General features: G+C 64.9%; 23 protein-coding genes and 2 tRNA genes. 18 read left to right on the top strand and 7 right to left on the bottom strand.

The features are described from left to right. Nucleotides 1-27: 27 nt before the first annotated feature. Together AB4061_RS32430 and AB4061_RS32425 are read right to left on the bottom strand one after the other, a co-directional pair. The gene (locus AB4061_RS32430) at nt 28-1356 is read right to left on the bottom strand and encodes a FliC/FljB family flagellin (protein WP_441640302.1); all 1329 of its coding nucleotides are present in this window, start codon (nt 1354-1356) and stop codon (nt 28-30) included. Nucleotides 1357-1572: 216 nt separating this feature from the next. Further along, the gene (locus tag AB4061_RS32425) at nt 1573-1896 is read right to left on the bottom strand and encodes an RNA chaperone Hfq (RefSeq protein WP_441640301.1); all 324 of its coding nucleotides are present in this window, start codon (nt 1894-1896) and stop codon (nt 1573-1575) included. A gap of 957 nt (nt 1897-2853) precedes the next feature. Between AB4061_RS32425 and AB4061_RS32420 the strand changes: the two genes are divergently transcribed. Beyond that, the gene (locus AB4061_RS32420; protein ID WP_441640300.1) at nt 2854-4929 is read left to right on the top strand and encodes a methyl-accepting chemotaxis protein; all 2076 of its coding nucleotides are present in this window, start codon (nt 2854-2856) and stop codon (nt 4927-4929) included. A gap of 215 nt (nt 4930-5144) precedes the next feature. Here the strand turns inward: AB4061_RS32420 and AB4061_RS32415 are convergent, their stop codons facing one another. Continuing rightward, on the bottom strand, nt 5145-5330 hold the full coding sequence (locus AB4061_RS32415; protein WP_441640299.1) for a hypothetical protein: 186 nt from the start codon (nt 5328-5330) through the stop codon (nt 5145-5147). Between AB4061_RS32415 and AB4061_RS32410 the strand changes: the two genes are divergently transcribed. Continuing rightward, a complete protein-coding gene (locus AB4061_RS32410; protein WP_441640298.1) occupies nt 5320-6813 on the top strand; it encodes an MDR family MFS transporter in 1494 nt (497 codons plus the stop codon). The two genes, AB4061_RS32415 and AB4061_RS32410, sit on opposite strands and share 11 nt — an antisense overlap. A 42-nt stretch (nt 6814-6855) precedes the next feature. On the opposite strand, the gene AB4061_RS32405 is transcribed toward AB4061_RS32410, so the two are convergent. Beyond that, nucleotides 6856-7251 (bottom strand): DUF190 domain-containing protein, encoded by a 396-nt coding sequence (locus AB4061_RS32405; protein ID WP_441640297.1) that lies wholly within the window; start codon nt 7249-7251, stop codon nt 6856-6858. A 236-nt stretch (nt 7252-7487) separates the two neighbouring features. Here AB4061_RS32405 and AB4061_RS32400 point away from each other — a divergent pair, with 236 nt between their 5' ends. After that, nucleotides 7488-8468: a tripartite tricarboxylate transporter substrate binding protein gene (locus AB4061_RS32400; RefSeq protein ID WP_441640328.1), complete on the top strand. Its 981-nt coding sequence runs from the start codon at nt 7488-7490 to the stop codon at nt 8466-8468. Nucleotides 8469-8555: 87 nt separating this feature from the next. Here the strand turns inward: AB4061_RS32400 and AB4061_RS32395 are convergent, their stop codons facing one another. After that, nucleotides 8556-9074: a MarR family winged helix-turn-helix transcriptional regulator gene (locus tag AB4061_RS32395; RefSeq protein ID WP_441640327.1), complete on the bottom strand. Its 519-nt coding sequence runs from the start codon at nt 9072-9074 to the stop codon at nt 8556-8558. 135 nt (nt 9075-9209) lie between these two features. Here AB4061_RS32395 and badH point away from each other — a divergent pair, with 135 nt between their 5' ends. From badH to AB4061_RS32365, 6 genes are all read left to right on the top strand, one after another. Next, nucleotides 9210-9977: a 2-hydroxycyclohexanecarboxyl-CoA dehydrogenase gene (gene badH / locus AB4061_RS32390; RefSeq protein ID WP_441640296.1), complete on the top strand. Its 768-nt coding sequence runs from the start codon at nt 9210-9212 to the stop codon at nt 9975-9977. A 50-nt stretch (nt 9978-10027) separates the two neighbouring features. Beyond that, nucleotides 10028-10810 carry a 2-ketocyclohexanecarboxyl-CoA hydrolase gene (gene badI / locus AB4061_RS32385; RefSeq protein WP_043353513.1) on the top strand — a complete coding sequence of 261 codons (783 nt, stop codon included), beginning with the start codon at nt 10028-10030 and terminating at the stop codon, nt 10808-10810. Nucleotides 10811-10937: 127 nt separating this feature from the next. Further along, nucleotides 10938-12089, top strand: coding sequence for a cyclohexanecarboxyl-CoA dehydrogenase (gene aliB, locus AB4061_RS32380; RefSeq protein ID WP_441640295.1), 1152 nt, complete (start codon nt 10938-10940; stop codon nt 12087-12089). Nucleotides 12090-12162: 73 nt separating this feature from the next. Further along, nucleotides 12163-13815, top strand: coding sequence for a cyclohexanecarboxylate-CoA ligase (gene aliA, locus AB4061_RS32375; RefSeq protein WP_441640294.1), 1653 nt, complete (start codon nt 12163-12165; stop codon nt 13813-13815). Continuing rightward, a complete protein-coding gene (locus tag AB4061_RS32370) occupies nt 13802-14605 on the top strand; it encodes an enoyl-CoA hydratase (protein WP_441640293.1) in 804 nt (267 codons plus the stop codon). The genes aliA and AB4061_RS32370 overlap by 14 nt, the downstream gene beginning before the upstream one ends. 234 nt (nt 14606-14839) lie before the next feature. Further along, nucleotides 14840-15154, top strand: a complete 315-nt coding sequence (locus AB4061_RS32365; RefSeq protein WP_441640292.1) for an amino acid ABC transporter permease — start codon at nt 14840-14842, stop codon at nt 15152-15154. A 172-nt stretch (nt 15155-15326) separates the two neighbouring features. Here AB4061_RS32365 and AB4061_RS32360 read toward each other — a convergent pair whose 3' ends face one another. Further along, nucleotides 15327-16199 (bottom strand): hypothetical protein, encoded by an 873-nt coding sequence (locus tag AB4061_RS32360; RefSeq protein ID WP_441640291.1) that lies wholly within the window; start codon nt 16197-16199, stop codon nt 15327-15329. 278 nt (nt 16200-16477) lie between these two features. On the opposite strand from AB4061_RS32360, the gene paaA reads away from it, so the two are divergent. From paaA to AB4061_RS32315, 9 genes are all read left to right on the top strand, one after another. Continuing rightward, entirely contained in the window at nt 16478-17482 is a 1005-nt protein-coding gene (paaA, locus tag AB4061_RS32355) for a 1,2-phenylacetyl-CoA epoxidase subunit PaaA (RefSeq protein WP_441640290.1), read from the top strand. A 13-nt stretch (nt 17483-17495) separates the two neighbouring features. Next, nucleotides 17496-17780, top strand: a complete 285-nt coding sequence (gene paaB, locus AB4061_RS32350; protein WP_006156041.1) for a 1,2-phenylacetyl-CoA epoxidase subunit PaaB — start codon at nt 17496-17498, stop codon at nt 17778-17780. Between the two features lie 15 nt (nt 17781-17795). After that, entirely contained in the window at nt 17796-18596 is an 801-nt protein-coding gene (gene paaC / locus AB4061_RS32345; protein ID WP_441640289.1) for a 1,2-phenylacetyl-CoA epoxidase subunit PaaC, read from the top strand. A gap of 6 nt (nt 18597-18602) precedes the next feature. Continuing rightward, the gene (gene paaD, locus AB4061_RS32340) at nt 18603-19151 is read left to right on the top strand and encodes a 1,2-phenylacetyl-CoA epoxidase subunit PaaD (protein WP_441640288.1); all 549 of its coding nucleotides are present in this window, start codon (nt 18603-18605) and stop codon (nt 19149-19151) included. Between the two features lie 38 nt (nt 19152-19189). Next, on the top strand, nt 19190-20278 hold the full coding sequence (paaE, locus tag AB4061_RS32335; protein ID WP_441640287.1) for a 1,2-phenylacetyl-CoA epoxidase subunit PaaE: 1089 nt from the start codon (nt 19190-19192) through the stop codon (nt 20276-20278). A 66-nt stretch (nt 20279-20344) separates the two neighbouring features. Beyond that, the gene (paaN, locus tag AB4061_RS32330; protein ID WP_441640286.1) at nt 20345-22027 is read left to right on the top strand and encodes a phenylacetic acid degradation protein PaaN; all 1683 of its coding nucleotides are present in this window, start codon (nt 20345-20347) and stop codon (nt 22025-22027) included. Nucleotides 22028-22197: 170 nt separating this feature from the next. Continuing rightward, nucleotides 22198-23523 (top strand): phenylacetate--CoA ligase PaaK, encoded by a 1326-nt coding sequence (paaK, locus tag AB4061_RS32325; RefSeq protein WP_441640285.1) that lies wholly within the window; start codon nt 22198-22200, stop codon nt 23521-23523. A 140-nt stretch (nt 23524-23663) separates the two neighbouring features. Further along, nucleotides 23664-23739: transfer RNA gene (locus tag AB4061_RS32320), tRNA-Asn, on the top strand. 4 nt (nt 23740-23743) lie between these two features. Beyond that, a tRNA-Gly gene (locus tag AB4061_RS32315) sits at nt 23744-23819 on the top strand. Between the two features lie 105 nt (nt 23820-23924). Here AB4061_RS32315 and AB4061_RS32310 read toward each other — a convergent pair. Continuing rightward, a complete protein-coding gene (locus tag AB4061_RS32310; RefSeq protein ID WP_441640284.1) occupies nt 23925-24719 on the bottom strand; it encodes a tyrosine-type recombinase/integrase in 795 nt (264 codons plus the stop codon). Between the last annotated feature and the right edge of the window lie 199 nt (nt 24720-24918).

Genomic DNA, 24918 nt, shown 5'->3' with positions numbered 1-24918 from the left:
ACTAGGAGGGTGACGACTGTTGCGGGATTAACGCAGCAGCGACAGCACGCCTTGGGTCGACTGGTTGGCCTGGGCCAGCACAGCCGTACCTGCTTGTTGCAGGATCTGGGCGCGCGACATGTTCGACACTTCCGTCGCGTAGTCGGCGTCTTGAATGCGCGAGCGCGATGCCGACAGGTTCGTGACAGCCRAACCCAGGTTGGAAATTGCCGAGTTGAAGCGGTTCTGCACTGCGCCCAGCGAGCTGCGCAGCTTGTCGACCGTTGCCAGTGCGGCGTCGATCGTGGTCAGCGGGTTGGTGCTGCCCACGCCGGTGAAGGCGGTGGTAGCAGTGGTGCTGCCGCTGGTGCTCAGTTCGATCTGGGCGCCGTTTGTTACGGCCGTGGTCGTAGAGCCACCGTTGACCAGGGCTGCCGGGCCTGCCGTGGTATCCAGAGCGTAGTTGTTGCCACCTTGGCTGACGTACGCCACTGCCGCACCGTTCGAATCCGCGCCGACCTTGACCAGCTGGCCAGCCACGGTATTGCCAGTATTGCCGTTGGCCGCATCGCCGACCTTCACGTCGGCCTTGTTCAGCGTAACTTTGCCATTGCTGTTGTCGACCGAAGCAGCGTAGTAGTCGCTGCCGAACTTGACCACGTAGCTGTTGGTGGAGTTGCCTGCGGAGTCCAGCACGTTGCTCAGCGTCAGGTCGCTGGCCTTGACGGTCGAGCCGGTAGCGGTGGTCAGCGAGGTTGCTGCGGCGGACAGGTCGACTGCAACCGGGGTGGTACCGGTAGCGGCGRCAACCGTGGTGATGGCGGCGCTGGTCGGCAGTGCGTTCTTGGCAACCGTGAAGCCGGTCATGCCCAGGGTCTTCGAGCTGATTTCCTTCAGGTCGATCGAGATGGTCTGGCCGTCTTGCGCGCCAACTTGCACCTTCAGCGACGATGCGGTCGACGACAGGACCTTCACGCCGTTGAAGTCGGTCTGTTGCGACGTACGGTCGATTTCAGCCATACGCTGGGTGATTTCGTCCTGGATCGACTTCAGATCGCTTGCCGAGTTGCTGCCCGTTGCGGCTTGCACGGCCAGGGTACGGATAGCTTGCAGGTTGTTGTTGACTTCGGTCAGCGCGCCTTCAGTCGTTTGCGACAGCGAGATACCGTCGTTGGCGTTACGTTGAGCTTGGGTCAGGCCGTTGATGTTCGAGGTGAAGCGGTTGGCAATTGCCTGGCCAGCAGCGTCATCCTTGGCGCTGTTAATACGCAGGCCCGAGGACAGACGCTGGATCGCGCTGTTCAGCGACGATTGCGACGAGCTCAGGTTGTTCTGCGTCATCAGGGACAACGTGTTGGTATTGATGACCATCGACATGGTACGACTCCTATTCTTTTACAAGTGAGTTGTGCAATCCGGCTGTTGCCGCAACGTTGGCTGCCAGGCAATGCTGGGCGAGAAGTGCCACCGTTGTTTGGGTTATCGGTTGGGGCCGGAAAAGATTTAGAGTGATCTTTGCGATGGTTTGAAAACGAATGGCGGATTTGGTGTGAAACAAGCCCCGCCGGGCCTGCGGCGTGACCTCGGCAACGCCTAGCGGCGCTTGCGGGTACGCGGTGTATATAAGCTGACAAATTCCGGCGAGGTCTCCGCCCCGGGCACGCTGGCCATGGCCTCGGGGGCGTGAGCCGGCGTGATCACGGCGATGGAGTGCTTGTAGACGATCTGCGCAAGCGGGTCCTGCGCCGACTCCGCCAGCAGCACCATATAGTTGTCCGCCGCCATGATCACGCCGTGCAGCCGAATGCCGTTCGATAGGTGCACGACGACAGGATTGCGACTTGCGCTGTGGGTGGAGAGCTGCAGGTGCTGCAGTTTCCGGCTCGGGCGATCGATCCTGGTTACCTTCTTGTTCACAACTTCTCCGGAAGAGCCCGCTCGGGTTCTGGCGGCTGGCAACGGTCCAATAACTGGGCCTGGGCAAATGGGGTGTGACAGCGTGGCTGGGTGCCGGCTGTGGCACGGCCTGGGCTGGGCGGGGGATGAAACATCCGCTCTCGGTGCTGGCGCGGGACGGCGAGGCGGCATGGGCCGGGACCGGCCCTGGTTTGTGTCCAGGCGGTGGATCCGATGCTGCCCCGCAAGCTGTGGCGGGCGACGCCGCCAGAAGAGAAGGGGAATACTTCAGCGGCGAGGGTAACAAAATTTCTTACAAATCTTGACGGTTGGGGGGCGCGTCTCGCGTAGAGGTTTTCCTCTAATAAAACTATTGCATCACGCTGCAGATCTATGCGTTGATTTGCGCTTGCGTGGCAAGTCCCAACGCCACCCGCGCCCGCATTCCCTGTCTGGCATGGGTTTGCGGGCAACAAGGTGGCCCTGGCCTGCTGCTGCGATGTATTCCATGCCGCGTATTCGCCACTTGCGTGGCACTTTCGGCACTTTTGCTATCAGAGTTATCCCTGATAGAAATTGGATTTACACCTCATGTAAGCAGGTTTATATTCGCTTCAGGGCCTTTCGGCTCTAAAGCAGTCCTGGAAAGCCTACGAGCACCCCGCGCGTGGGCTTCTTTTTTTGTGTGCCCACTTTGTTTGTTGTGCGCCCTCGGCGACAAGCGCCGGAGGCGGCACTTCGAAGTGCATGGGTGACATTAGACGACAGGTTGCAGCCGGCCAATCGTTCGAATTGCCGGGCTTTTCCCCCTTATATTCCCTTTCAATCCCGCTTTTTTCCGCTTCTTTGTGGAAGTCGCTGTTTAGCCCTCAAGCTTGCTCCTGTCCCTGCCGTTAAGCCCGCGATGCGGCGTCGCTCCGGAAATCTGTCCGGGGCGAGGATGAAGCGCGCGCGATAAGAGTTAAAGGAGCCGGGAAGATGCGTTGGTTGCGAAACTTTGGCATTGGGGTGCGCCTGACGGTAGCGTTTTCGCTCGTGGCGCTGCTGCTGGTTGCCGTGGCCGTGCTGGGCATGATGTCCCTGCGCACCATGAACGAATCGATGCGCCTGACAGTGGAAGGGCGCCTGTTCAAGGTGCTGGAGATCGAGCGTGTCAAGCAAGTTGCGCTGCGCGCCGGCATCCTGGTGCGCGATGCCACCCTGAATGAGGATCCGGTCGCCGTGCGCCGCAACGCCGAGCGCATCGGCGCGCTGCGCCAGGACATGCGCGGCACGCTGGATGAACTGGGGAAGTGGTTGTCCAGGTCCGCCAGGCCTGAGATCCAGGAAACCTATCGTGCCCTGATCGAGGCACGCAACGCTTACGACACCCAGCTCGACACGGTGCTGCGCCAGTTGCAGGGCGGCGAGTTCGACAGCGCGCGCAGCGCGCTGGTGGCGACCCTGCCGGCGGCCCAGGCACCTTACTTCGACAAGCTGAGCGAATTGTCCGACGGCGGGCGCAAGGTGGCCGCTGCCGCCGTGCTGGAGGCCAATGCCAGCTATGAGATGGGGCGCAACCTGCTGCTGGGTCTGGCTGCCGCCGCGCTCGCGCTGGCCGCCGTCCTCGGCATCAGCATCACGCGCTCGATCACGCGCCCGGCGCGGCAGGCGCTGGACGCGGCACAAGCGCTCGCACATGGCAACCTGACCTATGTCATCCACGCCAGCAGCGATGACGAGATGGGCCGCATGCTGGGTGCGCTGGAGCGCGCTTTCGGGCAGCTGGCAACGCTGGTGCACGGTATCCAGGGCGCGACGCGCTCGATCGACGGCGCGACCCGCGAAATCGCCAAGGGCAATACCGACCTGTCCCAGCGCACGGAAGAGCAGGCGGCATCCCTGGAGCAGACCGCGGCATCCATGGAGCAGCTCACCTCGACGGTCAAGCAGAACGCGGCCAACGCACGCCACGCCAACGAACTGGCGCTCAGCGCTTCCGGCGTGGCAACGGCGGGCGGGAACGCCGTGCGCGGCGTGGTTGAGACCATGCAGCATATTTCGCAATCGTCGGCCAAGGTCGCCGACATCGTCGGTGTGATCGAAGGGATTGCCTTCCAGACCAATATCCTGGCGCTCAACGCGGCCGTGGAAGCTGCCCGCGCCGGTGAGCAAGGACGTGGCTTTGGCGTGGTGGCCGCAGAGGTGCGCAGCCTGGCCCAGCGGTCTTCGTCGGCGGCCAAGGAGATCGGCCAACTGATCAATGGCTCGGTGGGGCAGGTGGCCCATGGCGCCAAACAGGTCGAGGACGCTGGCCGCACCATGGACGACATCGTCGGGGCGGTGAAGCGCGTGACCGACATCATGGGCGAGATCGCCGCGGCCAGCGAGGAGCAATCCTCCGGCATCGAGCAGGTCAACCGCGCCATCAGCCAGATGGAAAGCGTGACGCAGCAGAACGCCGCGCTGGTCGAGCAAGCCGCCGCCGCCGCCGAGAGCCTGCAGCAGCAGGCCGCCGGGCTGGTCGACGATGTATCCAGGTTCCAGGTGACACCGGCGCAAACGCATGTTGCACGGGCGCCCGCACCGGCTGCGCCTGCGCGAGTGGTATCGGCCGCGCGCGCGGCGCCGGCAGCCGCCGGGCGGCGCCCTGCGGCGCATACGGCCGCAGGTGGCAAGAGCCACCCGCCGGTCCGCCAGGCGGCGGCTCGCCCGACTCCCGCCAAACCGGCGGCTCCGGCCGCTCGTGCTGCCCAGGCGGTGCAGGTGGTGCATGCAACACCTGCTGCACCGGCAGCGCGCGTGGCACCTGCAAGTGCTGCCAAGCCGGCGGCCCGGCCGGCCGCCGTGGCGCCACGTGCCGGCGCGGTCCGCACCACCCGCGAGCCTGTGTTGCCTAGCAAGGCCCGCGCGCCGGTGGTGCGCCAGGGCCGCGAGCCTGTGCTGTCTTCCAAGGCACTGCCCGCCGCGCGCCAGGCCAAGCCTGCCGCCGTAGCACCGGCGCCGCGCCGCGCCGTGCGCACCCCGGCCGCCGGCAGCCCGGCCATGGCCGCGGGCGACTGGGAGTCGTTCTGAGTCCGGCAATGCCGCCTTGAATGTCGCTTGAATATCGCCTGAATGTCGATCAGGCGGCATTCAGGTCAGGAGCCCGGCAAGGCGCCGGGGCGGCTGCAAGGCGCAAGGCTTAGGCCTACAATAGCGCCCTTGTATACAAAAACAGACAGGAGCGATGCCGCCCGTTCGCGGTGGCGCCGCACTCCATGTCCCTCGCCGCAAGCGTCCTCTCTGCCTCAGCCCATGACCGCCGCCTCCATGCCGCCCTTCCTGGCGGCTTCAGCTCCGCCTTCACCCGCCCAGTCACCCGCGAGCGCTTCGGCCACTTCCGCCGCCCCCGAGACCGCGGGCGATGGCGGCAAACCTGGCAACGCGGCATCCGTCCCCTCGCCGGTTCCGCCGGTGCCGGTGATGCAGGTCATTTTCGGGCTGATGCTGGCCATCCTGCTGGGCGCGCTGGAGCAATCGATCGTGGCCGTGGTGCTGCCGGAGATCGCGCTGCAGCTTAATGGCTTCGAGGAGATGGCCTGGGTGGTCTCGGCCTACCTGGTGGCCTCCACGGTGGTGACGCCGATCTACGGCAAGCTCTCGGATCTGCTCGGGCGGCGCTCGGTCCTGTCGTTCGCCATCGTGTTGTTCTTCCTGGCTTCGATCGCGTGCGCGCTGGCGCAGACCATGCCGCAACTGATCATCGCGCGCGTCCTGCAAGGGCTGGGCGGCGGTGGCCTGATCTCGGTGTCGCAGGCCACCATTGCCGATGTGGTGCCGCTGCGCGACCGTGGCCGCTACCAGGGCTATGTGAGCGGCGTATGGGCCGTGGCCAGCATGGCCGGCCCGGTGATCGGCGGCTACCTGGCGCATTACCTGTCGTGGCGCTGGATTTTCTGGATCAATCTGCCGCTGGCGCTGATCGCGCTGCTGGTGGTCCGCCGTGCGCTCAAGCACCTGCCAGCGGGCGGGCGCCGCCATCGCATCGACTACGTCGGCGCGCTGCTGTTCGGTGGCGGCCTGACCGGCGTGCTGGTGTTCCTGACCCGGCTCGGGCAGGGGCAGTCGGCCGCGACGCCGCAAACGCTTGGCCTGCTGGTGGCCGGGGTGGCCGCCATGGTGCTGTTCGTGTGGCAAGAGCGCCGGGTGGCGGACCCGATGATCCCGCTGGACATGCTGCGCGTGCCGACGGTCGCGATCTGCTGCATCACGCTGTTCCTGTGCTTCTTCCAGCTGATCGCCATGTCCGTGCTGCTGCCGCTGCGTTTCCAGGTGGTGGGCGGCGTGCAGGCCGATAGCGCCGCGCTGCGGCTGGTGCCGCTGACGCTGTCCATCCCGTTTGGCGCGTTTGTCTCGGGCCGGCTGATGACGCGCAGCGGCCGTTACAAGCCGCTGCAGCTGGTGGGTTCGCTGGTTGCCCCGCTGGCGATTGTTGCGCTGGCCTTCGTCGATCCGCATGCGGTCCTGCTGACCGCGCTGGTGATGGTGATCCTCGGCCTGGCCATCGGGCTGCAGTTGCCGAGTGGCTTGGTCGCTACCCAGAACGCGGTGCCAGCGCATCAGGTAGGGGTGGCCACGGCGCTGACCGCGTTCTCGCGCATGCTCGGCGGCGCGGTCGGCGTGGCGGTGCTGACCACCGTGCTGATCGCGCTGCTGCGCCGTGGCGACATGGGAATAGCGGACCTGGCCGGTGGCGAGGACGTCCTGATGAGCATGTTCCACCGCGCCATGGTGGGCGGCGACGCGGGCGCCTCGGCCGATGCAGGCGCGGTGCGGGCGGCGGCCGAGGTGGCGTTCCGTACGCTGTTCCTGCTCAGCGCCGCTGTGTCGCTGGTGGCGCCCTTCCTGGTGGCGCGTCTGCCGGAGGCCACCTTGCGCGGCAGCACTGGCGCCAGCGTGGCGGCCAGCATGGATTGATTGGCGCACGCTGGCCGAGTGCGGCCGCGTGGCCCGGCCAGGTCAGGGGCTCCGCGCCTCTGGCGTGCTGCTTTTTCCGAGGAAGCCGAACTCCACCGGCGTCTTGGCGTAGAACACCTGGACGTCTTCCAGGGCGAGGCGGTCGAACAGCCGCTGCACTTCCTCCTCCGTGGCAATCACGGTGATCTCCTCCGGCCGGTCGGCCAGCTCCACGAAATGCCAGGTGTGAAAGCGGCGGTCATGGCCGATGCCTTCGGCCGCGACCATATGCGTGGCGCCGCGGATCTGCAGCTCGCGCAGGATCTGCAGCAGCCAGTGGGATAACTGCTTGCCGTGGTGGCGGCGGTTTTCGATGGTAAATAGCGTGAGCTGGAAGCCTTGCACGGCAGCCCCCTTTTGCCCCCTTGCGGCGGTGTTCGCGTGCCGCGGACGTGGCATGGACGGTGTGCGCCTGACGGGGTGCCGTCTTTAGTTTAGGCGCGAAACCTGCTGCCCAAAAACCAAGGGTTCACCCTAGTCTCATTCGGGGAGAGGGCCGGCTATATTTTCATTCGTCTCAATAGCAATCTGTGGTTTTATATATAAAACAAAACCAAGGGATCGCTCCCGTCACGCCAACCATTAGCAGGCCTACCGTGCGACATCCGAAGCCCAACACCAACCTCAGGCGTGCACTGCGCTGGCCCGCCGCTGCCTGCCTCGCGTTCGCCAGCCTGTGGGTTGGCGCGGCACCAGCGGCATGCGCCGCGCAACCCGCCTCAGCCTGCAGTGCGCTGCGCATTGTCGTGCCGTTCCCGGCGGCTGGCCCGGCCGACCTGCTCGCGCGCACGCTCGCGCAGGGTTTGCACCAGCGGCGCGGCGTGACCGCGGTGGTGGACAACAAGCCCGGGGCCAACGGCAATATCGGCATCGATGCGGTGCGCCGCGCGGCGGGCGATGGCTGCACCTTGCTGGTGGCGCCGGCCGGCAACCTGACCATCAACCCCACGCTGTTCCCGGCGCTGTCTTATCAGGTCGAGCGCGACTTCCTTCCCGTTTCGCTATTGGCAAGTTCGCCCAATGTGCTGGCGGTGCACCCTTCCGTACGCGCAAATTCCGTGCAGGCGCTGGTGGCGCTGGCACAGCACGCCAATCCGCCGCTTGGTTATGCCAGCCCCGGCGTGGGCAGCGGCCTGCACCTGGCCGGCGAGTTGTTCCGCCAGCAGACCGGCATCGCGCTGCTGCATGTGCCCTATAAGGGCACCACGCAGGCGCTCAACGACGTGGTGGGCGGGCAGGTGCCGATCCTGTTCGGCACGCTGCCCACGCTGGCGCCCTTCATCCGCTCCGGCGCGTTGCGTGCGCTGGCCGTGACCCAGGCCAAACGCTCGCCCGCCGCGCCCGCGATTCCGTCGCTGGCGGAGCAGGGCGTGCACGGCATCGAGGTCAGCTCCTGGTACGCGCTGCTGGTGCCGCACGCCACGCCGGCGCCGGTGGTGGAGGCGCTGAATGCCGACGTGCGCGAAGTCTTCGCCGGCAAGGCGGTGCGCGAGGAACTGGCGCGCCAGGGCATGGAGCCGGTTGCCAGCACGCCCGATGCGCTCGCCACGCGCATCCGCCAGGAAAGCGCGAGCTGGGCCGAGCTGATCCGCGCACGCGGCATCAAGGCTGAATAAGGCAACAGCGTAATGACGCAATGATGCGCAACAACGCAAGCCGGTGCTGGCGGCCGGTTTGCGTCATCCCCCCCCACGCATCACGCCTCACTCCCGCCCGTCCTCCGTCGCGGCGCCTTCGGCATCCAGCCCCTTCATGTTTTCCAGCAGCTTGAGCAGGTAGTGCAGCGTGTGGGTGATGTCGCCGGTTGAAAAATCGGTCAGCGCCCGCTCGTAGTAGTCCCGGATCTTGGGCTGCGCCAGGCGCAGCCATACATGGCGCCCGGTCTCCGTCATGGTGACCAGCCGCGAGCGCCGGTCGCGCCCGTCGGGCGCCATGCTCAGGTGGCCGTCGCGCTCCATGCGGCTGATCAGTCCCGACAGGTTCTGCCGGCTCACCATCAGGTAGCGCGCCAGGTCGCCCACGCTCATGCCATCGGCCGCCTGTGGCCGCGACAGCGCGCCCAGCACGGCCCACTGCTGCGTCGTCAGGCCTTCGGCCTCGACCGCCCTTGACCCTGTTTTATGCAACATATTTGCGCATTGGTACAGGCGAAAGAACAACCTGTTTGCCATTTCCATGCGCGCTGCTGGGGCAAGATCATCATCAAAATCGGGGTTAACCATCATAAATTCCTGAGAAACCGTACTTGCATTGGTTCAGTTGCCCGCCTAGTATACGTCAATATATTTACGTATTTAACCGCTGGCGCGCGACCTATCAGTCGCACGATAGCACCCTGGACCACGAAGGAGAACACTGTGCAAAGACTCGAAGGCAAGACGGTCATCGTGACTGGTGGTGGTGGTGGCATCGGCGGCGCAACCTGCCGGCGCTTTGCGCGGGAGGGCGCCGCCGTGGCCGTGCTCGACCTGAACCTGGCGGCAGCGCAGCAGGTCGCCGCCCGCATCCGCGAAGACGGCGGCCGCGCCGAAGCATTCCAGTGCGACATCACGGACCGCGCCAGCGTCGACACCGCCGTGGCGGCCACCATCGGCCAGCTTGGCCCCATCGACGTGCTGGTCAACAACGCCGGCTGGGACGTGTTCAAGCCCTTTGCCAAGACCGAGCCGGCGCAATGGGACCGCCTGATCGCCATCAACCTCACCGGCGCGCTGCACATGCACCACGCGGTGCTGCCCGGCATGGTGGAGCGCAAGCGCGGGCGCATCGTCAACATCGCCTCCGACGCCGCGCGTGTGGGTTCCTCCGGCGAGGCGGTCTACGCCGCGTGCAAGGGCGGCCTGGTGTCGTTCTCCAAGACCATCGCCCGCGAGCACGCCCGTCACGGCATCACAGTCAACGTGGTGTGCCCCGGCCCGACCGATACCGCGCTGTTCGAGGACTACAAGCAAGGCGCAGGCAATCCGGAAAAGCTGATCGAAGCCTTCACCCGCTCGATCCCGCTGGGCCGCATCGGCCAGCCGGAGGACCTGCCCGGCGCCATCGTGTTCTTTGCCAGCGACGACGCGGCCTTCGTCACCGGCCAGGTGCTGAGCGTGTCGGGTGGCCTGACCATGAACGGCTGAACCCGGCCGCGGCGATATCGAAGACATCGAAGACAACGGAGACAACGACCATGAACTACGAAGACATCCTCTACGACGTGCGCAACGGCGCGGCCTGGATCACCATCAACCGCCCGGAGAAGATGAACGCCTTCCGCGGGCGCACCTGCGACGAACTGATCCACGCCATCAACCGCGCCGGCTATGACCGGGAGATCGGCGCCATCGTGCTCGCCGGCGCCGGCGAGAAAGCCTTCTGCACCGGCGGCGACCAGTCCGCCCATGAAGGCCAGTACGACGGCCGCGGCACCATCGGCCTGCCGATGGAGGAGCTGCACAACGCCATCCGCGACGTGCCCAAGCCCGTCATCGCCCGCGTGCAGGGCTATGCCATTGGCGGTGGCAATGTCATCTGCACGATCTGCGACTTCACCATCGCCTCCGAGAAGGCCGTGTTCGGGCAGGTGGGCCCCAAGGTCGGCTCGGTCGATCCTGGCTACGGCACGGCCTTCCTGGCCCGCGTGGTGGGCGAGAAAAAAGCGCGCGAGATCTGGTATATGTGCCGCCGCTATCCGGCGGCCGAAGCCCTCGCCATGGGCCTCGTCAACGCTGTCGTCCCGCATGAACAGCTCGACGCCGAAGTGCAGAAGTGGTGCGACGAGATCATGGAAAAGAGCCCCACCGCGCTGGCCATCGCCAAGCGCTCGTTCAACATGGACACGGCCCACCAGAGCGGCATCGCCGGCATGGGCATGTACGCGCTCAAGCTCTATTACGACACCGAGGAATCGCGCGAGGGCGTCACCGCCTTCCAGGAAAAGCGCAAGCCCGATTTCCGCAAGTACGCCAAGTAAACCGCCGTAGCCGCCGTAGCCGCCGTAGCCGCCGTAAGCCGCCATAGCCGCCGTTGCTGTCACAAGCAACGCGGCCGCGCGGTGCATCGCATCGGCGCGCCATGCGGCAAGACATCCTGGAGACGCCATGAACCCCTATCTCGACGAAGACCTGGCCGCGCTCGGCGACCATGCCCGCCGCTTCGCCACCGAACGTATCGCACCCGGCTTCCTGGCGCGCGACCGCACTCGCGAGCTTGACCGCGCGCTGATGCGCGAAATGGGCCAGATGGGCTTTATCGCCCCCGAGCTGCCCGAGCAATACGGTGGCCAGGGCCTGGGCTGCCTGGCGGCCGGCGTGATCCACGAAGAAGTGGCGCGCGCGGACCTGAGCCTTTCCTACATCAACCTGCTGGCCTCGCTGAACGGGCAGATCCTGGCGCATCATGCCGCCCCGGAGATTGCGCGGCCATGGCTGCAGCGCCTGACGCAAGGCGAAGCCCTGCTTGCCATCGCGCTGACCGAGCCGCGCGGCGGCTCGGACGCGGCCAACCTGCGCCTGCGCATGGAGCGCGACGGCGGCCACTACGTGCTCAATGGCGAGAAGACCTCCATCTCCGCTGCCGACCAGGCCGACGCCGCCGTGGTGTTCGCGCGCAGCGGCTCCGTGGAGGCGGGCGCGCGCGGCGTCTCGGCGCTGCTGGTGCCGATGGACCTGCCCGGCATCACCACCAATCGCTTCGACTGCCACGGCCAGCGCGCGATCGGGCGCGGCTCGATCTTCTTCGAGAACGTGCGCGTGCCCGTCAGCCATCTGCTCGGCAAGGAAGGCGAGGGCTTTGTGCAGGTGATGCAGGGCTTCGATTTCTCCCGCGCGCTGATCGGCCTGCAGGTACTGGCGGTGGCCAGGGCGAGCCTGGAGGAAACCTGGGAATACGTGGCCGAGCGCCAGGCCTTCGGCAAGCCGCTGGCCGCCTTCCAGGGCGTGTCCCATCCGTTGGCGGATTTCGAGACGCAGGTCACTGCCGCGCGCCTGCTGTGCCTGCAGACGCTCTGGCTGAAAGACCGCAACCTGCCGCACACGGCCGAAGCCGCGATGTGCAAATGGTGGGCGCCCAAGCTGGCCTACGACGTGGTGCACCAGTGCCTGCTGTCGTTTGGCCACGGCGGCTACGACCGCGGCCCGATGGAGCAGCGCCTGCGCGATGTGCTCGGCTTCCAGATCGGCGACGGCACCGCGCAGATCATGAAGACCATCATCGCCCGCACCCGCGCGGGCCGGGATGCGGTGCCGGCCTGATCTCGCCAGCTAGCAAGCCCGAACCACAAGCCCGGCAAGCCAGGCCAAACCGACAACAACAAGGAGACACGCCATGGAATTCGACGCCATCCTGCTGCCCCCGCGCCGCGCGTCCAGCGTTGCGCAAGGCCTGTGGCCAGAGCGCACCATCAACGATGCGCTGGACGACTGCGTGGCCCGTTGCCCCGACAAGGTTGCGTTGAGCGCATTGCAGGTGGAGAGCGGCACGACCACGCGCCTGACGTACTGGGAGCTGGCCGGGCGGGCCGGGCGCATCGCCGCGGGCCTCGCCAGGCTGGGTGTTGGCGCCAACGATGTCGTGTCCTGCCAGTTGCCCAACTGGTGGGAGTTCACCGCGCTCTACCTCGCCTGCGCGCGCCTTGGCGCGGTGCTCAATCCGCTGATGCCGATCCTGCGCGAGCGCGAGTTGTCGTTCATGCTCCGGCACGCATGCAGCAAGGTCGTGGTGATTCCAAAGCGCTTTCGCGGGTTTGACTACGAAGCCATGTTCGATGGCCTGCGCCAGGCACTGCCCGACCTGCAGCATGTGGCCGTGATCGGCGGCGCCGGGCCCGATTCGTTCGAGGCCTTGCTGGCCGGTGCCGGCGCGCCGGACCTGGCGGCTGGCCATCGCCCCGGCCCGGATGACATCACCCAGCTCATCTACACCTCCGGCACCACCGGCGAGCCGAAGGGCGTGCTGCATTCGTCCAACACGCTCATGGCCAACATCGTCACGTACGCCGAACGCCTGCGCCTGGGTGCGGGCGACGTGATCCTGATGGCCTCGCCCATGGCGCACCAGACCGGCTTCATGTACGGCCTGATGATGCCGGTCATGCTGGGCGCGAGCGTGGTGCTGCAAGACATCTGGGAGCCGGGCAAGGCCGTAGCGTTGATCCGGCAGGAGGGCGTTACCTTCACCATGGCCTCCACGCCGTTCCTCACCGACCTGGCCCGCACGGTCACCGAGACCGGCAGCGCCGTGCCCACGCTGCGCGCCTTCCTGTGCGCCGGCGCACCTATCCCCGGCGCACTGGTGGAGCTGGCGCGCGGCGCGCTGGGCGCCAAGGTGATCTCCGCCTGGGGCATGTCGGAAATGGGCGCTGTGACCACCACCCGGCTCGAGGATGACGATGCGCGCGCCGCCAGCACCGACGGATGCCCGTTGCCCGGCGTGGAAGTGCGCGTGGTCGACGCAGCGGGCGCGGCGTTGCCGGTGGGCGCCAGCGGCCGCCTGCTGGTGCGCTCCTGCTCCAATTTCGGCGGCTACCTGCGCCGTCCCCACCTGAACGACACCGACGCCGACGGCTGGTTCGACACCGGCGACCTGGCCCGCATCGACGCGCGCGGCTACATCCGCATCGMCGGCCGCAGCAAGGACGTCATCATCCGCGGCGGCGAGAACATCCCCGTGGTTGAAATCGAAACCCTGCTGTACCGGCATCCGGCCGTCGCGCAGGTGGCCATCGTCGCCTATCCCGACGAGCGCCTTGGCGAGCGCGCCTGCGCCTTCGTCGTGACCCGCGACGGCCAGGCATTCGACATGGCCGCGATGGTGGATTTTCTCAAGGCGCAGAAGATGGCCGCGCAATACATCCCCGAGCGGCTGGTCGTGCAGGCCGCGCTGCCGTCGACGCCAGCGGGCAAGATCCAGAAATTCAGGCTGCGGGAGCAACTTCGCGAGAGCGGGCAAGGGGAGGGAACGTCCAATGACCGCGCATGAAGCCACGCCTGCGATCGACGAGAACCTGGTCCTGCTGGAGATGGCCGGCCGCGTCGCCGTGATCCGGCTCAATCGCCCCCGGCAGATGAACGCGCTCAACGATGCGCTGATGGATGCGCTCGGCCTGGCGCTGCTGGCGTGTGACCAGGACGACGGCGTTGGCGCCATCGTGATCACCGGCAACGCCAAGGCCTTCGCCGCCGGCGCGGACATCGCAGCCATGCGCGGCTGGGACTATATGGACGTGTTCAAGTCCAACTACATCACGCGCAACTGGGAGACGCTGCGCAATGTGCGCAAGCCCGTGATCGCCGCGGTGGCTGGCTACGCGCTTGGCGGTGGCTGCGAGCTGGCCATGGCCTGCGACATTGTCATCGCGGCGGACAACGCGGTGTTCGGCCTGCCGGAACTGAAGCTCGCGGTCATCCCCGGCGCGGGCGGCACGCAGCGCCTGCCGCGCGCCATCTCCAAGGCGAAAGCCATGGACATGTGCATGACGGCGCGCAACATGGGCGCGGATGAAGCGGAGCGCAGCGGGCTGGTATCGCGGGTGGTGGCGGCCGGGCGGTTGATGGATGAAGCGATGGCGGCGGCGCAGACGATTGCCGGTTTTTCGCTGCCGTCGATGATGGCGGTCAAGGAGGCGATCAACCGCGCCTACGAGTCATCGCTGTCCGAGGGAATCCTGTTCGAGCGGCGGCAGTTGCATGCGCTGTTTGCCACGGAGGATCTGAAGGAGGGGATGAACGCGTTTTTGGAGAGAAGGGCGGCGGTGTTCCGGCACCGCTAGACGGCATGTGGGCATCGATGCCGGAACGCCCGATCCGCCAAGGCCGCAAAAAGGGGTTCCGCGTTCACCTCGTCATTGGCTCCATTCAAATGGCTCCAATTTTGGGAAAAGAAGTTTGAATGCCAAGTCAACGGACGCTTAATACGATGCGTTTAGTGGAGAGCTGGTCGGTCAGGCTAGCTCAATGTTCGCGTGTCCACGGCTGCCCGGGAGGTGGCCTTCCAAGGAAATGTCATGAAGAAGATTGTCGCTACCGCTTTCGCGCTGTGCCTTGGCGCAGCATCCATCGCCGCTCAGGCGCAAGGCACCGGCAAGGTTGATCCCTACACCCAGGGCGCCAAGGCTGGCAAGGCAGACCCGTACACCGATGGCGCCAAGGCAGGCAAGGCCGACCCTTATACCGACGGGGCCAAGGCTGGCGACAAGTTTGACCCGTATACCCAGGGCGCAAACAAGAGTTCGCGTGCCAACCTGACGGATTCGAAGGCGAAGAAGTCGCATAAGAAGCACACCAAGAAGGCAGCGCCGGCCTCCGCCGCCGGGACCTGAGCCGTCTCGCCGCGCGGCGGTTGATGCCGTGCGCCTGGAAAAACCCGCCAAACCGGCGGGTTTTTTCTTTGACGAACCGGGTTGGCTTGTCCCCGGCACCGCGGGCCATGACGCAGCCCAGGGTAATGCAGCGCCGCAGTCCTTCCTGTGCTGCCTGATCCCCGAGCGGAATTCAGGGTGCCTCTCCGGCCGGCATGATTGCTGTCGTATCGATGCGTTGGACCTTGCCCTGCTCCCGTACTTCCGTACGAAGCACGAAGCGCTCGCTTGGGCAATACCAATCCGTGATCTGCATGACCGAAGGCGTCGTCATGATCAGCGTATCGACTAGCTGCGCCGGCCCAAGCGAGGAATGTTTTTCGTAAGTGATCGGTATGCAATCCTTGCGGCCCAGCGCGGTTTCGATCATGCGGCGCCGTCCGACGTGGCGCGAGCTGATGGTGATCGTGGCGTGCGGAGCGCGCAGTTCGCCCACCTCCTCATCCGTTCCGCGCGCATAGATCTTGAGCGTCAAGCTGGAGTTGACCGTCACGCCGCCAAGTGTCGTGCCCTCGCGCAGATCTGCGCCGGCATAGTTGACCACACCTTCGCCCACGCTTGTCGATGTGCCATAGAGCCGGGCATAGCGCGCTCTCGCATTGATCTCTGCATGGATTTCGACGCGAACCGCCGATGGCCCAGCGAGCGGCGAGATGCTGACCAGGTCGCGCTGGTCCGCAATGACCGGCGGCCCCATCAGCGCTGCCAGCGCGCTCTTCGAGTGAATATTGATGATCGCCTGGCATCCCGCCGGCGTATTTTCCAGCAGCTCCTGGACCGTCATCATGGACATCGGCATGGTGCCGTCCGCCTCCATCTGCACTTTCGCATTCGGGCGAGACCAGAGCGTTCCCCAGCAATTTGCCGTGCCCGCCGATGGCGGCGCCTGGGCCGGCAGCGGCCTTTCGGACGATTCGGACGAAATTGACGCGTCAGTCGCGGCCCACACCACCTGGGTGCCAGTCAGTACAGCAGCGATGCCAATCGCAGCAAGCTCGCGCTTCACGCACACTTTCTTCCCCGGGGGCAAATTTCCATTCTACTGCCTGGGTGCGCCATCAAGGGGCGCTGGCCGTGCGCCGGATTCCCGGCAGGGAGGCTGGCCTGCCCGATGCTGCATGCCGGAGTGAATATGCTTCGCTCGTCACAACTTTTTTCCTCAGCCGGCCAGTCCTTCACAACTCAGGCTATGTAACTATCAGTTTTGTTTGTCGATCTAAATAATAAATCAACCGGACGGTCGGTTTATAAATATACTGCGGCATCGGTCCACAGGAAAACGCCATGTACACCCAATCACTGGATATCCCGGGCAACGCCCAGCCGCTCGAAACGGTGCAAGCCGACGTCTCGCCGGAGCAGGCGCATTTCGACGCGGTCATGGACGCCGACGGCAAGATCGAGGCGCAGGACTGGATGCCAGACGCATACCGCAAGACCTTGATCCGGCAGATCTCGCAGCACGCGCATTCCGAGATCATCGGCATGCAGCCCGAGGGCAACTGGATCAGCCGGGCGCCGAGCCTCAAGCGCAAGGCCATCCTGCTCGCCAAGGTGCAGGACGAGGGCGGCCATGGCCTGTACCTCTACAGCGCGGCCGAAACGATGGGCGTGTCGCGCGACCAGCTGGTCGATGCCTTGCACGCTGGCAAGGCCAAGTATTCGAGCATCTTCAATTACCCCACGCCCACCTGGGCGGACGTGGGCGTGATCGGCTGGCTGGTGGATGGCGCGGCGATCATGAACCAGATCCCGCTGTGCCGCTGCACTTACGGCCCGTACGCGCGCGCCATGATCCGCATCTGCAAGGAGGAGTCCTTCCATCAGCGCCAGGGCTTCGATGCGCTGCTGTCGATGATGAAGGGCACGCAGGCCCAGAAGGACATGGTGCAAGAGTCGGTGAACCGCTGGTGGTGGCCGGTGCTGATGATGTTCGGTCCCAGCGACAAGGACTCCATCCATAGCGGCCAGTCGTTCAAGTGGGGCATCAAGCGGATCTCCAACGACGACCTGCGCCAGAAGTTTGTCGACGCGACGGTCGAGCAAGCCAAGATCCTCGGCGTGACGCTGCCCGATCCGGACCTGAAGTGGAACGAGGCGCGCGGTGCGCACGACTACGGCGCGATCGACTGGGAAGAATTCTGGCGCGTGGTCAATGGCGACGGGCCTTGCAACAAGGAGCGCCTCGCCACCCGGGTGAAGGCGCACGACGATGGCGCCTGGGTGCGCGAAGCCGCGCTGGCGCATGCCGAGAAACAGACCGCCCGCGCCCGCAAACAAGCTGCTTGAACAGGAGACAAAGATGAACAAGGAATGGCCAATCTGGGAAGTGTTCGTGCGTAGCAAGCAGGGCCTTGACCACAAGCATTGCGGCAGCCTGCACGCGCCTGACGCCAGCGGCGCACTGCGCATGGCCCGCGACGTCTATACGCGCCGCCAGGAAGGCGTGAGCATCTGGGTGGTGCCGTCGGCCATGATCACGGCGTCGGACCCGGCGGACAAGGAGTCGTTCTTCGAGCCGGCTGGCGACAAGATCTATCGCCACCCGACGTTCTTCGTGCTCCCCCCCGAAGTCGACCACATGTAAGGCGGGACCCAGAACATGACAACGCCCCAACATTTGTCGTACGTGCTGCGCCTGGCCGATAACGCGCTTATCCTCGGCCAGCGCAACAGCGAGTGGTGCAGCCAGGGCCCGGCGCTCGAGGAAGACATCGCGCTGGCGAACATCAGCCTGGACCTGATCGGCCAGGCACGCCTGCTGTATTCGCACGCAGCTACCCTTGACGAAGCGCTGAACGGCACACGGAAAACCGAAGACAGCTACGCTTACTTCCGCGCCGAGCGCGAGTTTGCCAACTACACCTTGGTGGAGTTGCCCCACTTCGGGCCGCTTGCCGGCACGGCACGCGCCGAGCGCGACTATGCGGTCACGATCACGCGCAACTTCCTGTATTCCGCGCTGATGGGCCACCTGTGGACGGCATTGCAATCGTCCACCGACACGCATCTGGCGGCCATCGCTGCCAAGTCGCTGAAGGAAACCCGCTATCACCTGACCCACGCCGCCGACTGGCTGATCCGCTTTGGCGATGGCACCGAGGAGTCGCACCGGCGCGCGCAGGCGGCACTGGATTACCTGATGCCGTACACCCGTGAGTTCTTCGCGGCCGATGCGGTGGAGACCGCGGTGGCAGCGGCCGGCATCGGTCCCTTGATGGCGGACCTTCAGCCCGCCTGGCAGGCAGACGTCGCCGCCACAGTGGCGCTGGCCACGCTCACGTTGCCGTCGGAGGCGAAGCACGTCACCACCGGCAAGCACGGCGAGCACTCGGAGCACATGGGCTACCTGCTTTCCGAAATGCAGAGCCTTGCGCGCCAGCATCCCGGCGCCACCTGGTAGATCAAGATGAACGCTGCTGACACGTTGATGGAGTCCGACGCCACGCTGGAGCGCGCCTGGACCGTGCTCGAAGCCGTACCCGACCCGGAAATCCCGGTGGTGTCGATTCGCGAACTGGGCATCCTGCGGGACGTGCGCCGCGGCGATGATGGCGTGCTCGAAGCCGTCATCACGCCTACCTATTCGGGCTGCCCTGCCATGTCGCAGATTGCCGAGGACATCGAGCAGGCCTTGAACGCCGCGGGGATCCTTTCCCATCGCGTTGTCACCGTGCTCGCCCCGGCCTGGACCACCGACTGGATGACCAGCGAAGCGCGCGGCAAGCTGCGGCAATACGGCATCGCGCCCCCGATGGGCAACTGCGGCAGCGGCCACGCGCCGCAAGAAAAGACCATCCGCTTCGTGCCGCGCACGGCAACGCACGACCGGCCAGCATGCCCGCAATGCGGCTCCGTGCACACCGAACGCCTGGCGCAGTTCGGCTCGACGGCCTGCAAGGCACTGTACCGCTGCATCGATTGCCGCGAGCCGTTCGATTACTTCAAACCGTACTGACAACCGTACCGACAACCGTACCGACCTGGACCGACAACATGGCGACACCGCAATTTCATCCGCTGCGTATCCGCGAGGTACGGCCCGAGACCGCCGATGCGGTGACCGTCTCGTTCGAGGTGCCGGAGGCCCTGCGCGACGCATATCGTTTCACGCAAGGGCAATTCGTCACGCTCAAGGCGCATCTCGATGGCGAGGAAACCCGCCGTTCATATTCGATCTGCGTGGGCGTCACCGACTATGACCGCGATGGCGAGCTGCGCATCGGCATCAAGCGGGTACGCGGCGGCAGATTCTCCAATTTCGCCTTCGACACGCTGCAGCCCGGCCACGAGATCGAGGTGATGACGCCCGACGGCCGCTTCTTCACCCACCTGAACGCCGAGCTGTCGCGGTCCTACGTGGCGTTCGCGGGCGGCTCGGGCATCACGCCAGTGCTCGCGATCATCAAGACCACGCTGGAGACGGAGCCGACCAGCCGTTTCACACTGGTGTATGGCAACCGCAGCGTCGACGCGATCATGTTTGCCGAGGAGCTCGAAGACCTCAAGAATCGCTTCATGAGCCGGTTCTCGCTGTATCACGTGTTGTCCGATGATCTGCAAGAGGTCGAGCTGTTCAACGGCGTGCTGGATCAGGCGAAATGCGAGGCCTTCCTGGCCACGCTCGTGCCCGCCGCAGAGATCGACGAAGCCTTCATCTGTGGCCCCGGCCCGATGATGGACGCCGCCGAGGCCGCGCTCAAGGCCGCCGGCGTGGCGCCCGGGAAGGTGCACGTGGAGCGCTTCGGCACGCCGCTGCCGCAAGCGGGCGTGCCACCGATCGAGATCACCGACGACACGCCGGCCGCGGATCTGGAGCTGATCATCGACGGCAAGAAGCGCAAGCTGCGGCTGCCGTACGTGGGCGTCAGCGTGCTGGACGTTGGCCTGAAGGCTGGCCTTGCATTGCCCTATGCCTGCAAGGGCGGCGTGTGCTGCACGTGCCGGGCCAAGGTCCTGGAAGGCGAAGTCAAGATGGAAAAGAACTACACACTGGAGCAGCACGAGATCGACGACGGCTTCGTGCTGACCTGCCAATGCCATCCGGTCTCCGACCGGGTTGTCGTCAGCTACGACGAACGGTAAATGAACGGTAAATCGACGCACAGCAAGTGCAGTACCGCAATCCTTTAAAGAAATACGGCCCCCGCAATGAATCACGCCCTGTTTGACAAACACGAGAAGACACTTGCCCACGCCCTGGACGCCATCCGGACCCGAGGCTACTGGAGCCCCTTCAATGAGATGCCCAGCCCGCGCACCTACGGCGAAACCGCTGCCGCCGACGGCGAGGCGGCATTCAAGGCGCAGCTCGGACAGCCCTTCGTGCTCGAGCAAGCCGGCAGCGGCGGCACGGTCGGCGCGGAACATTCGCCATTCGGCTTCGCGCTGAACATCGGCTATCCCAACGCAGAGCCGGACGCGCTGATCGCGGCGGCGCAAGCGGCACAGCTGCAATACCGCAAGGCCGGCCCGAAGGCCTGGGTCGGCGTGAGCCTGGAGATCCTGGCGCGGTTGAACCAGGCGAGCTTCGAGATTGCGCACAGCGTCATGCATACCACCGGGCAGGCGTTCATGATGGCATTCCAGGCCGGCGGCCCGCATGCCCAGGACCGCGCGCTGGAGGCAATCACTTACGCGTGGGATGCCATGCGCGGCATTCCGGAGACGGCGTACTGGGAAAAGCCGCAAGGCAAGAATCCGCCGCTCGCCATGGAAAAGCGCTTTACCGTCGTGCCGCGTGGGATCGGGCTGGTGATCGGCTGCTGCACGTTTCCCACCTGGAACAGCTATCCCGGCCTGTTCGCGGACCTGGCCACCGGCAATGCCGTCATCGTCAAGCCGCATCCCGCCGCGATCCTGCCGCTGGCCATCACCGTGCGTATCGCGCGGCAGGTGCTGGAGGAGGCCGGCTTCGATCCGAACGTCGTGACCCTCCTGGCCACCGCACCCAATGACGGCGCGCTGGTGCAGTCGCTGGCCACGCGTGATGAAATCCGGCTGATCGACTTCACCGGCAGCACCGCCAACGGCGACTGGCTGGAGGCACACGCGCTGCAGGCGCAGGTATATACCGAGAAGGCGGGCGTCAACCAGATCGTGATCGACTCGGCGGACGAACTGAAGGCGGTGTCGCGCAATATCGCGTTCTCGCTCGCGCTGTACTCGGGCCAGATGTGCACCGCGCCGCAGAATATCTACGTGTCGTGCGATGGCATCAAGACGGCGCAAGGCACGGTCCCGTTCGAGGTGGTGGCGCAGTCCATCGCCGATGCCGTGCAAAAGCTGACTAGCGATCCGGCCAAGGCCGTGGAGCTGATCGGTGCGATCCAGAACAAGGGCGTGCTTGAGCGGATCGAGCAGGTGACCAAGCTGGGCGTGCCGCTCCTTGCCAGCCAGCGCCTGGTGCATCCGGCCTACCCGGAAGCCAGCGTCAGCACGCCGGTCCTGCTGAAGCTCGATGCCCAGCGCGACGAGGATACGTTTGCGCAGGAATGGTTCGGCCCGATTGCGTTTGTGATTGCCACCGATTCCACCCGGCATTCGCTGGAACTCGCCGCGCGCATCGCTCGCACGCGCGGCGCCCTGACGCTGTCGGTCTACAGCACGGACGAACAGGTGCTCGATGCCGCCGACGAGGCTGCGGTGTCCGGCGGCGTTGCGCTGTCGGTCAACCTCACGGGCGGCGTCTTCGTGAACCAGTCGGCGGCGTTCTCCGACTTCCACGCCACCGGCGCCAATCCCGCGGCCAACGCGAGCCTTGCCGACACGGCCTTTGTTGCCAACCGTTTCCGCGTCGTGCAAAGCCGGCGGCATGTGCCGCAGCGCACCTGAACGACTGCGTATCCAGCACTACCCATAAGTAAGCAGGCACGTTGCCAACCTGGGCGGCATGACGGCGAAGACCGTTGACGCGCATGACCAGGTTGGCAGGCTGCCGCGTGGCGCCCCCATTCCCGCCACCGTTCATTCCTATTTTGCCGCGTCATTCTCAGGAGACAACCGTGGTCCAGCCAATTCCTCAACCGGGTGAACTCGAAGCCATCGAACTAGCGAGCCGCGACGAACTCCAGGCGCTGCAACTGGCGCGCCTCAAATGGTCGCTGCGGCATGCCTATGACAATGTGGCGCACTACCGCCGCGCTTTCGACGCTGCCGGGGTGCATCCGGACGACCTGCGCCAGCTATCCGACCTGGCGAAGTTCCCAACCACGACCAAGCAAGACCTGCGCGACAACTATCCGTTCGGGTTGTTTGCCGTGCCAAAGGACGAGGTGGTGCGCGTGCACGCATCGAGCGGCACGACCGGCAAGCCAACCGTGGTGGGCTATACCGCGAAGGACATCGACACATGGGCCAACGTGACGGCGCGCTCGATCCGTGCGGCGGGCGGCCGGCGTGGCGACACGCTGCACAACGCGTTTGGCTATGGCCTGTTCACCGGCGGCCTCGGCATTCATTACGGCGCCGAGCGGCTCGGCTGCATGGTCGTGCCCATGTCCGGCGGGCAGACCGAGAAACAGGTACAGCTCATCCGCGATTTCGAGCCGTCGATCATTCTCGTCACGCCGTCCTACATGCTCAACCTGATCGACGAGATGGCACGCCAGGGCATGAGCCCGGCGGAGTCGTCGCTGAAGATCGGCATCTTCGGCGCGGAGCCGTGGACTCAGGGCATGCGCGGCGAGATCGAGACCCGGGCGGGCATCCAGGCCGTCGACATCTACGGCCTCTCGGAGATCATGGGCCCGGGCGTGGCGTCCGAGTGCATTGAAAGCAAGGACGGCCCGGTGGTCTGGGAGGACCATTTCTATCCCGAGATCATCGATCCGGTCACCGGCGAAGTGCTGCCCGACGGCAGCCACGGCGAACTGGTATTCACCTCGCTCTCGAAGGAAGCCATGCCGATGATCCGTTACCGCACGCGCGACCTGACCGCGCTGTTGGCGCCGACATCGCGCTCGATGCGCAGGCTGGCGAAGATCACGGGCCGCTCCGACGACATGCTGATCATTCGCGGCGTCAACGTGTTTCCGAGCCAGGTCGAGGAGCTGATTCTCGGCATTGCCCGGCTGAGCGGCAACTACCAGCTGTGCATCACGCGCGACGGGCATATGGATTCGCTGTCCGTGTCGGTGGAGGTGCGCGCGGAGATCTGCGCCTCGCTGGCCGAAAGCGAGCGCGCGCAGCTGGCACGTGAGCTGCAGCACCGGGTGAAGACGATGATCGGCGTTTCCACGGCCGTGCGCGTCCTGAATGCCGGCGAGATCAAGACCACCGCCACGGGCAAGGCGCAGCGCGTGCTCGACTTGCGGCACCTCAGCGCTTGAGGCGGCAACTGCGAGAGGCGCGAGAAGCGAGCGAGAAGCAAGCCAATCGCAGCCGATCCACGCTGAGCGAAAAAAACTATTCAAAAACGCAAAAGGCTGTTGTACAATCCGGCCTCCGTTTCGATTGAGACGGAACTTGTTCCCCGATAGCTCAGTTGGTAGAGCGCCGGACTGTTAATCCGTAGGTCCCTGGTTCGAGCCCAGGTCGGGGAGCCAAAAAGCGGGAGTAGCTCAGTTGGTAGAGCGCAACCTTGCCAAGGTTGAGGTCGCGAGTTCGAGCCTCGTCTCCCGCTCCAAAATGGCAAAATTTACCCGCTAGGGTATCGTGAGAGCGCCCGCATCAGGTCGCCTCCCAAACGAGAGGGTGCCCGAACCTCCCGTAGCTGTCAACATTCCATCTGCTACAGATACGAAACCAATTCCCGCATCTCGTCGATATCGGGGTGGACATACTTCATCGTCGTATTGAGACTCGTATGTCCAAGCTGAAGCTGCACAAGCTTCGGGTTCTTCGTCACTCGCATCAATTTCGTTCCGGTCGTGTGTCGGAAGCGATGGCAGGATGCAACTATCCCATGTGTGTTCCTGAGCTCGGCGAAGACGTCACGCAGATTCCATTCGCCCATGGCTTCTTGAGGATCAGTTCGTTTCGCTCGAGTTCGAAACGGGCCGACATTGAAGACCTTCCAATTTGGGTTCGTTCCGCCGAGGCGCTTGCAGTACATTTTTCGATACGTTCCCAACTCGGTGAGTAAGGATTGGGGTACGGGAATGTCGTAGGATCGCCGGGTCTTGCTGGTTTCCGATCTGAGGTGAATAGTGCGTTGTTCGACGTCTATATCACGCCACTCCAGGTTGAGAATTTGTCTTCTCCGCATGCCCGTGAAATAGAGCGTCTTGATGAACGCTCTCCAGAACCAGATAGGTCGCATGCAAGGCGGCCACGGATGCTCTGGATTGTCTAACAGCTGAAACAACAGGCTCAGCTTTTCCCTCTGAATGACCTTCGGCAGTTCATGATGCACAGGTGCCTTCTTGACGACGCGGAACGGGCTTGAGGCAACGACCCCGGTTTCCACTCCATATTGGAAGATCGCAGAGAGATGCCGGTGAAGCGTATTGTAAGTCGAAGCCGAAGTGCTCTTGATAACCTTGTTTCTGTAGTCAATCAGGTTATCAACACTCAATTCCTTCACGTCAATATCGCCTACTTCTCGGATAAGGTGAGTAGTCTTCTCCCTGTAGGATTGGCGCTGTTCAGGTTAAGCGTGGATAGCTGCTAGACTTTGGTCGTTGATATGACGAGAGCAGTCGATGAACGCCCGCCAGTTCAAGAGATTCCTGGAGTCGGTGACCAAGCTCACCGCCGGCCAGTTGGAGCAGGTACGAAGCGCG

Source organism: Cupriavidus sp. YAF13, assembly GCF_052113425.1.
Lineage (GTDB): Bacteria > Pseudomonadota > Gammaproteobacteria > Burkholderiales > Burkholderiaceae > Cupriavidus.
The sequence above is the reverse complement of the archived record's forward strand: the minus strand, read 5'-3'. Positions and strand labels throughout refer to the sequence as shown.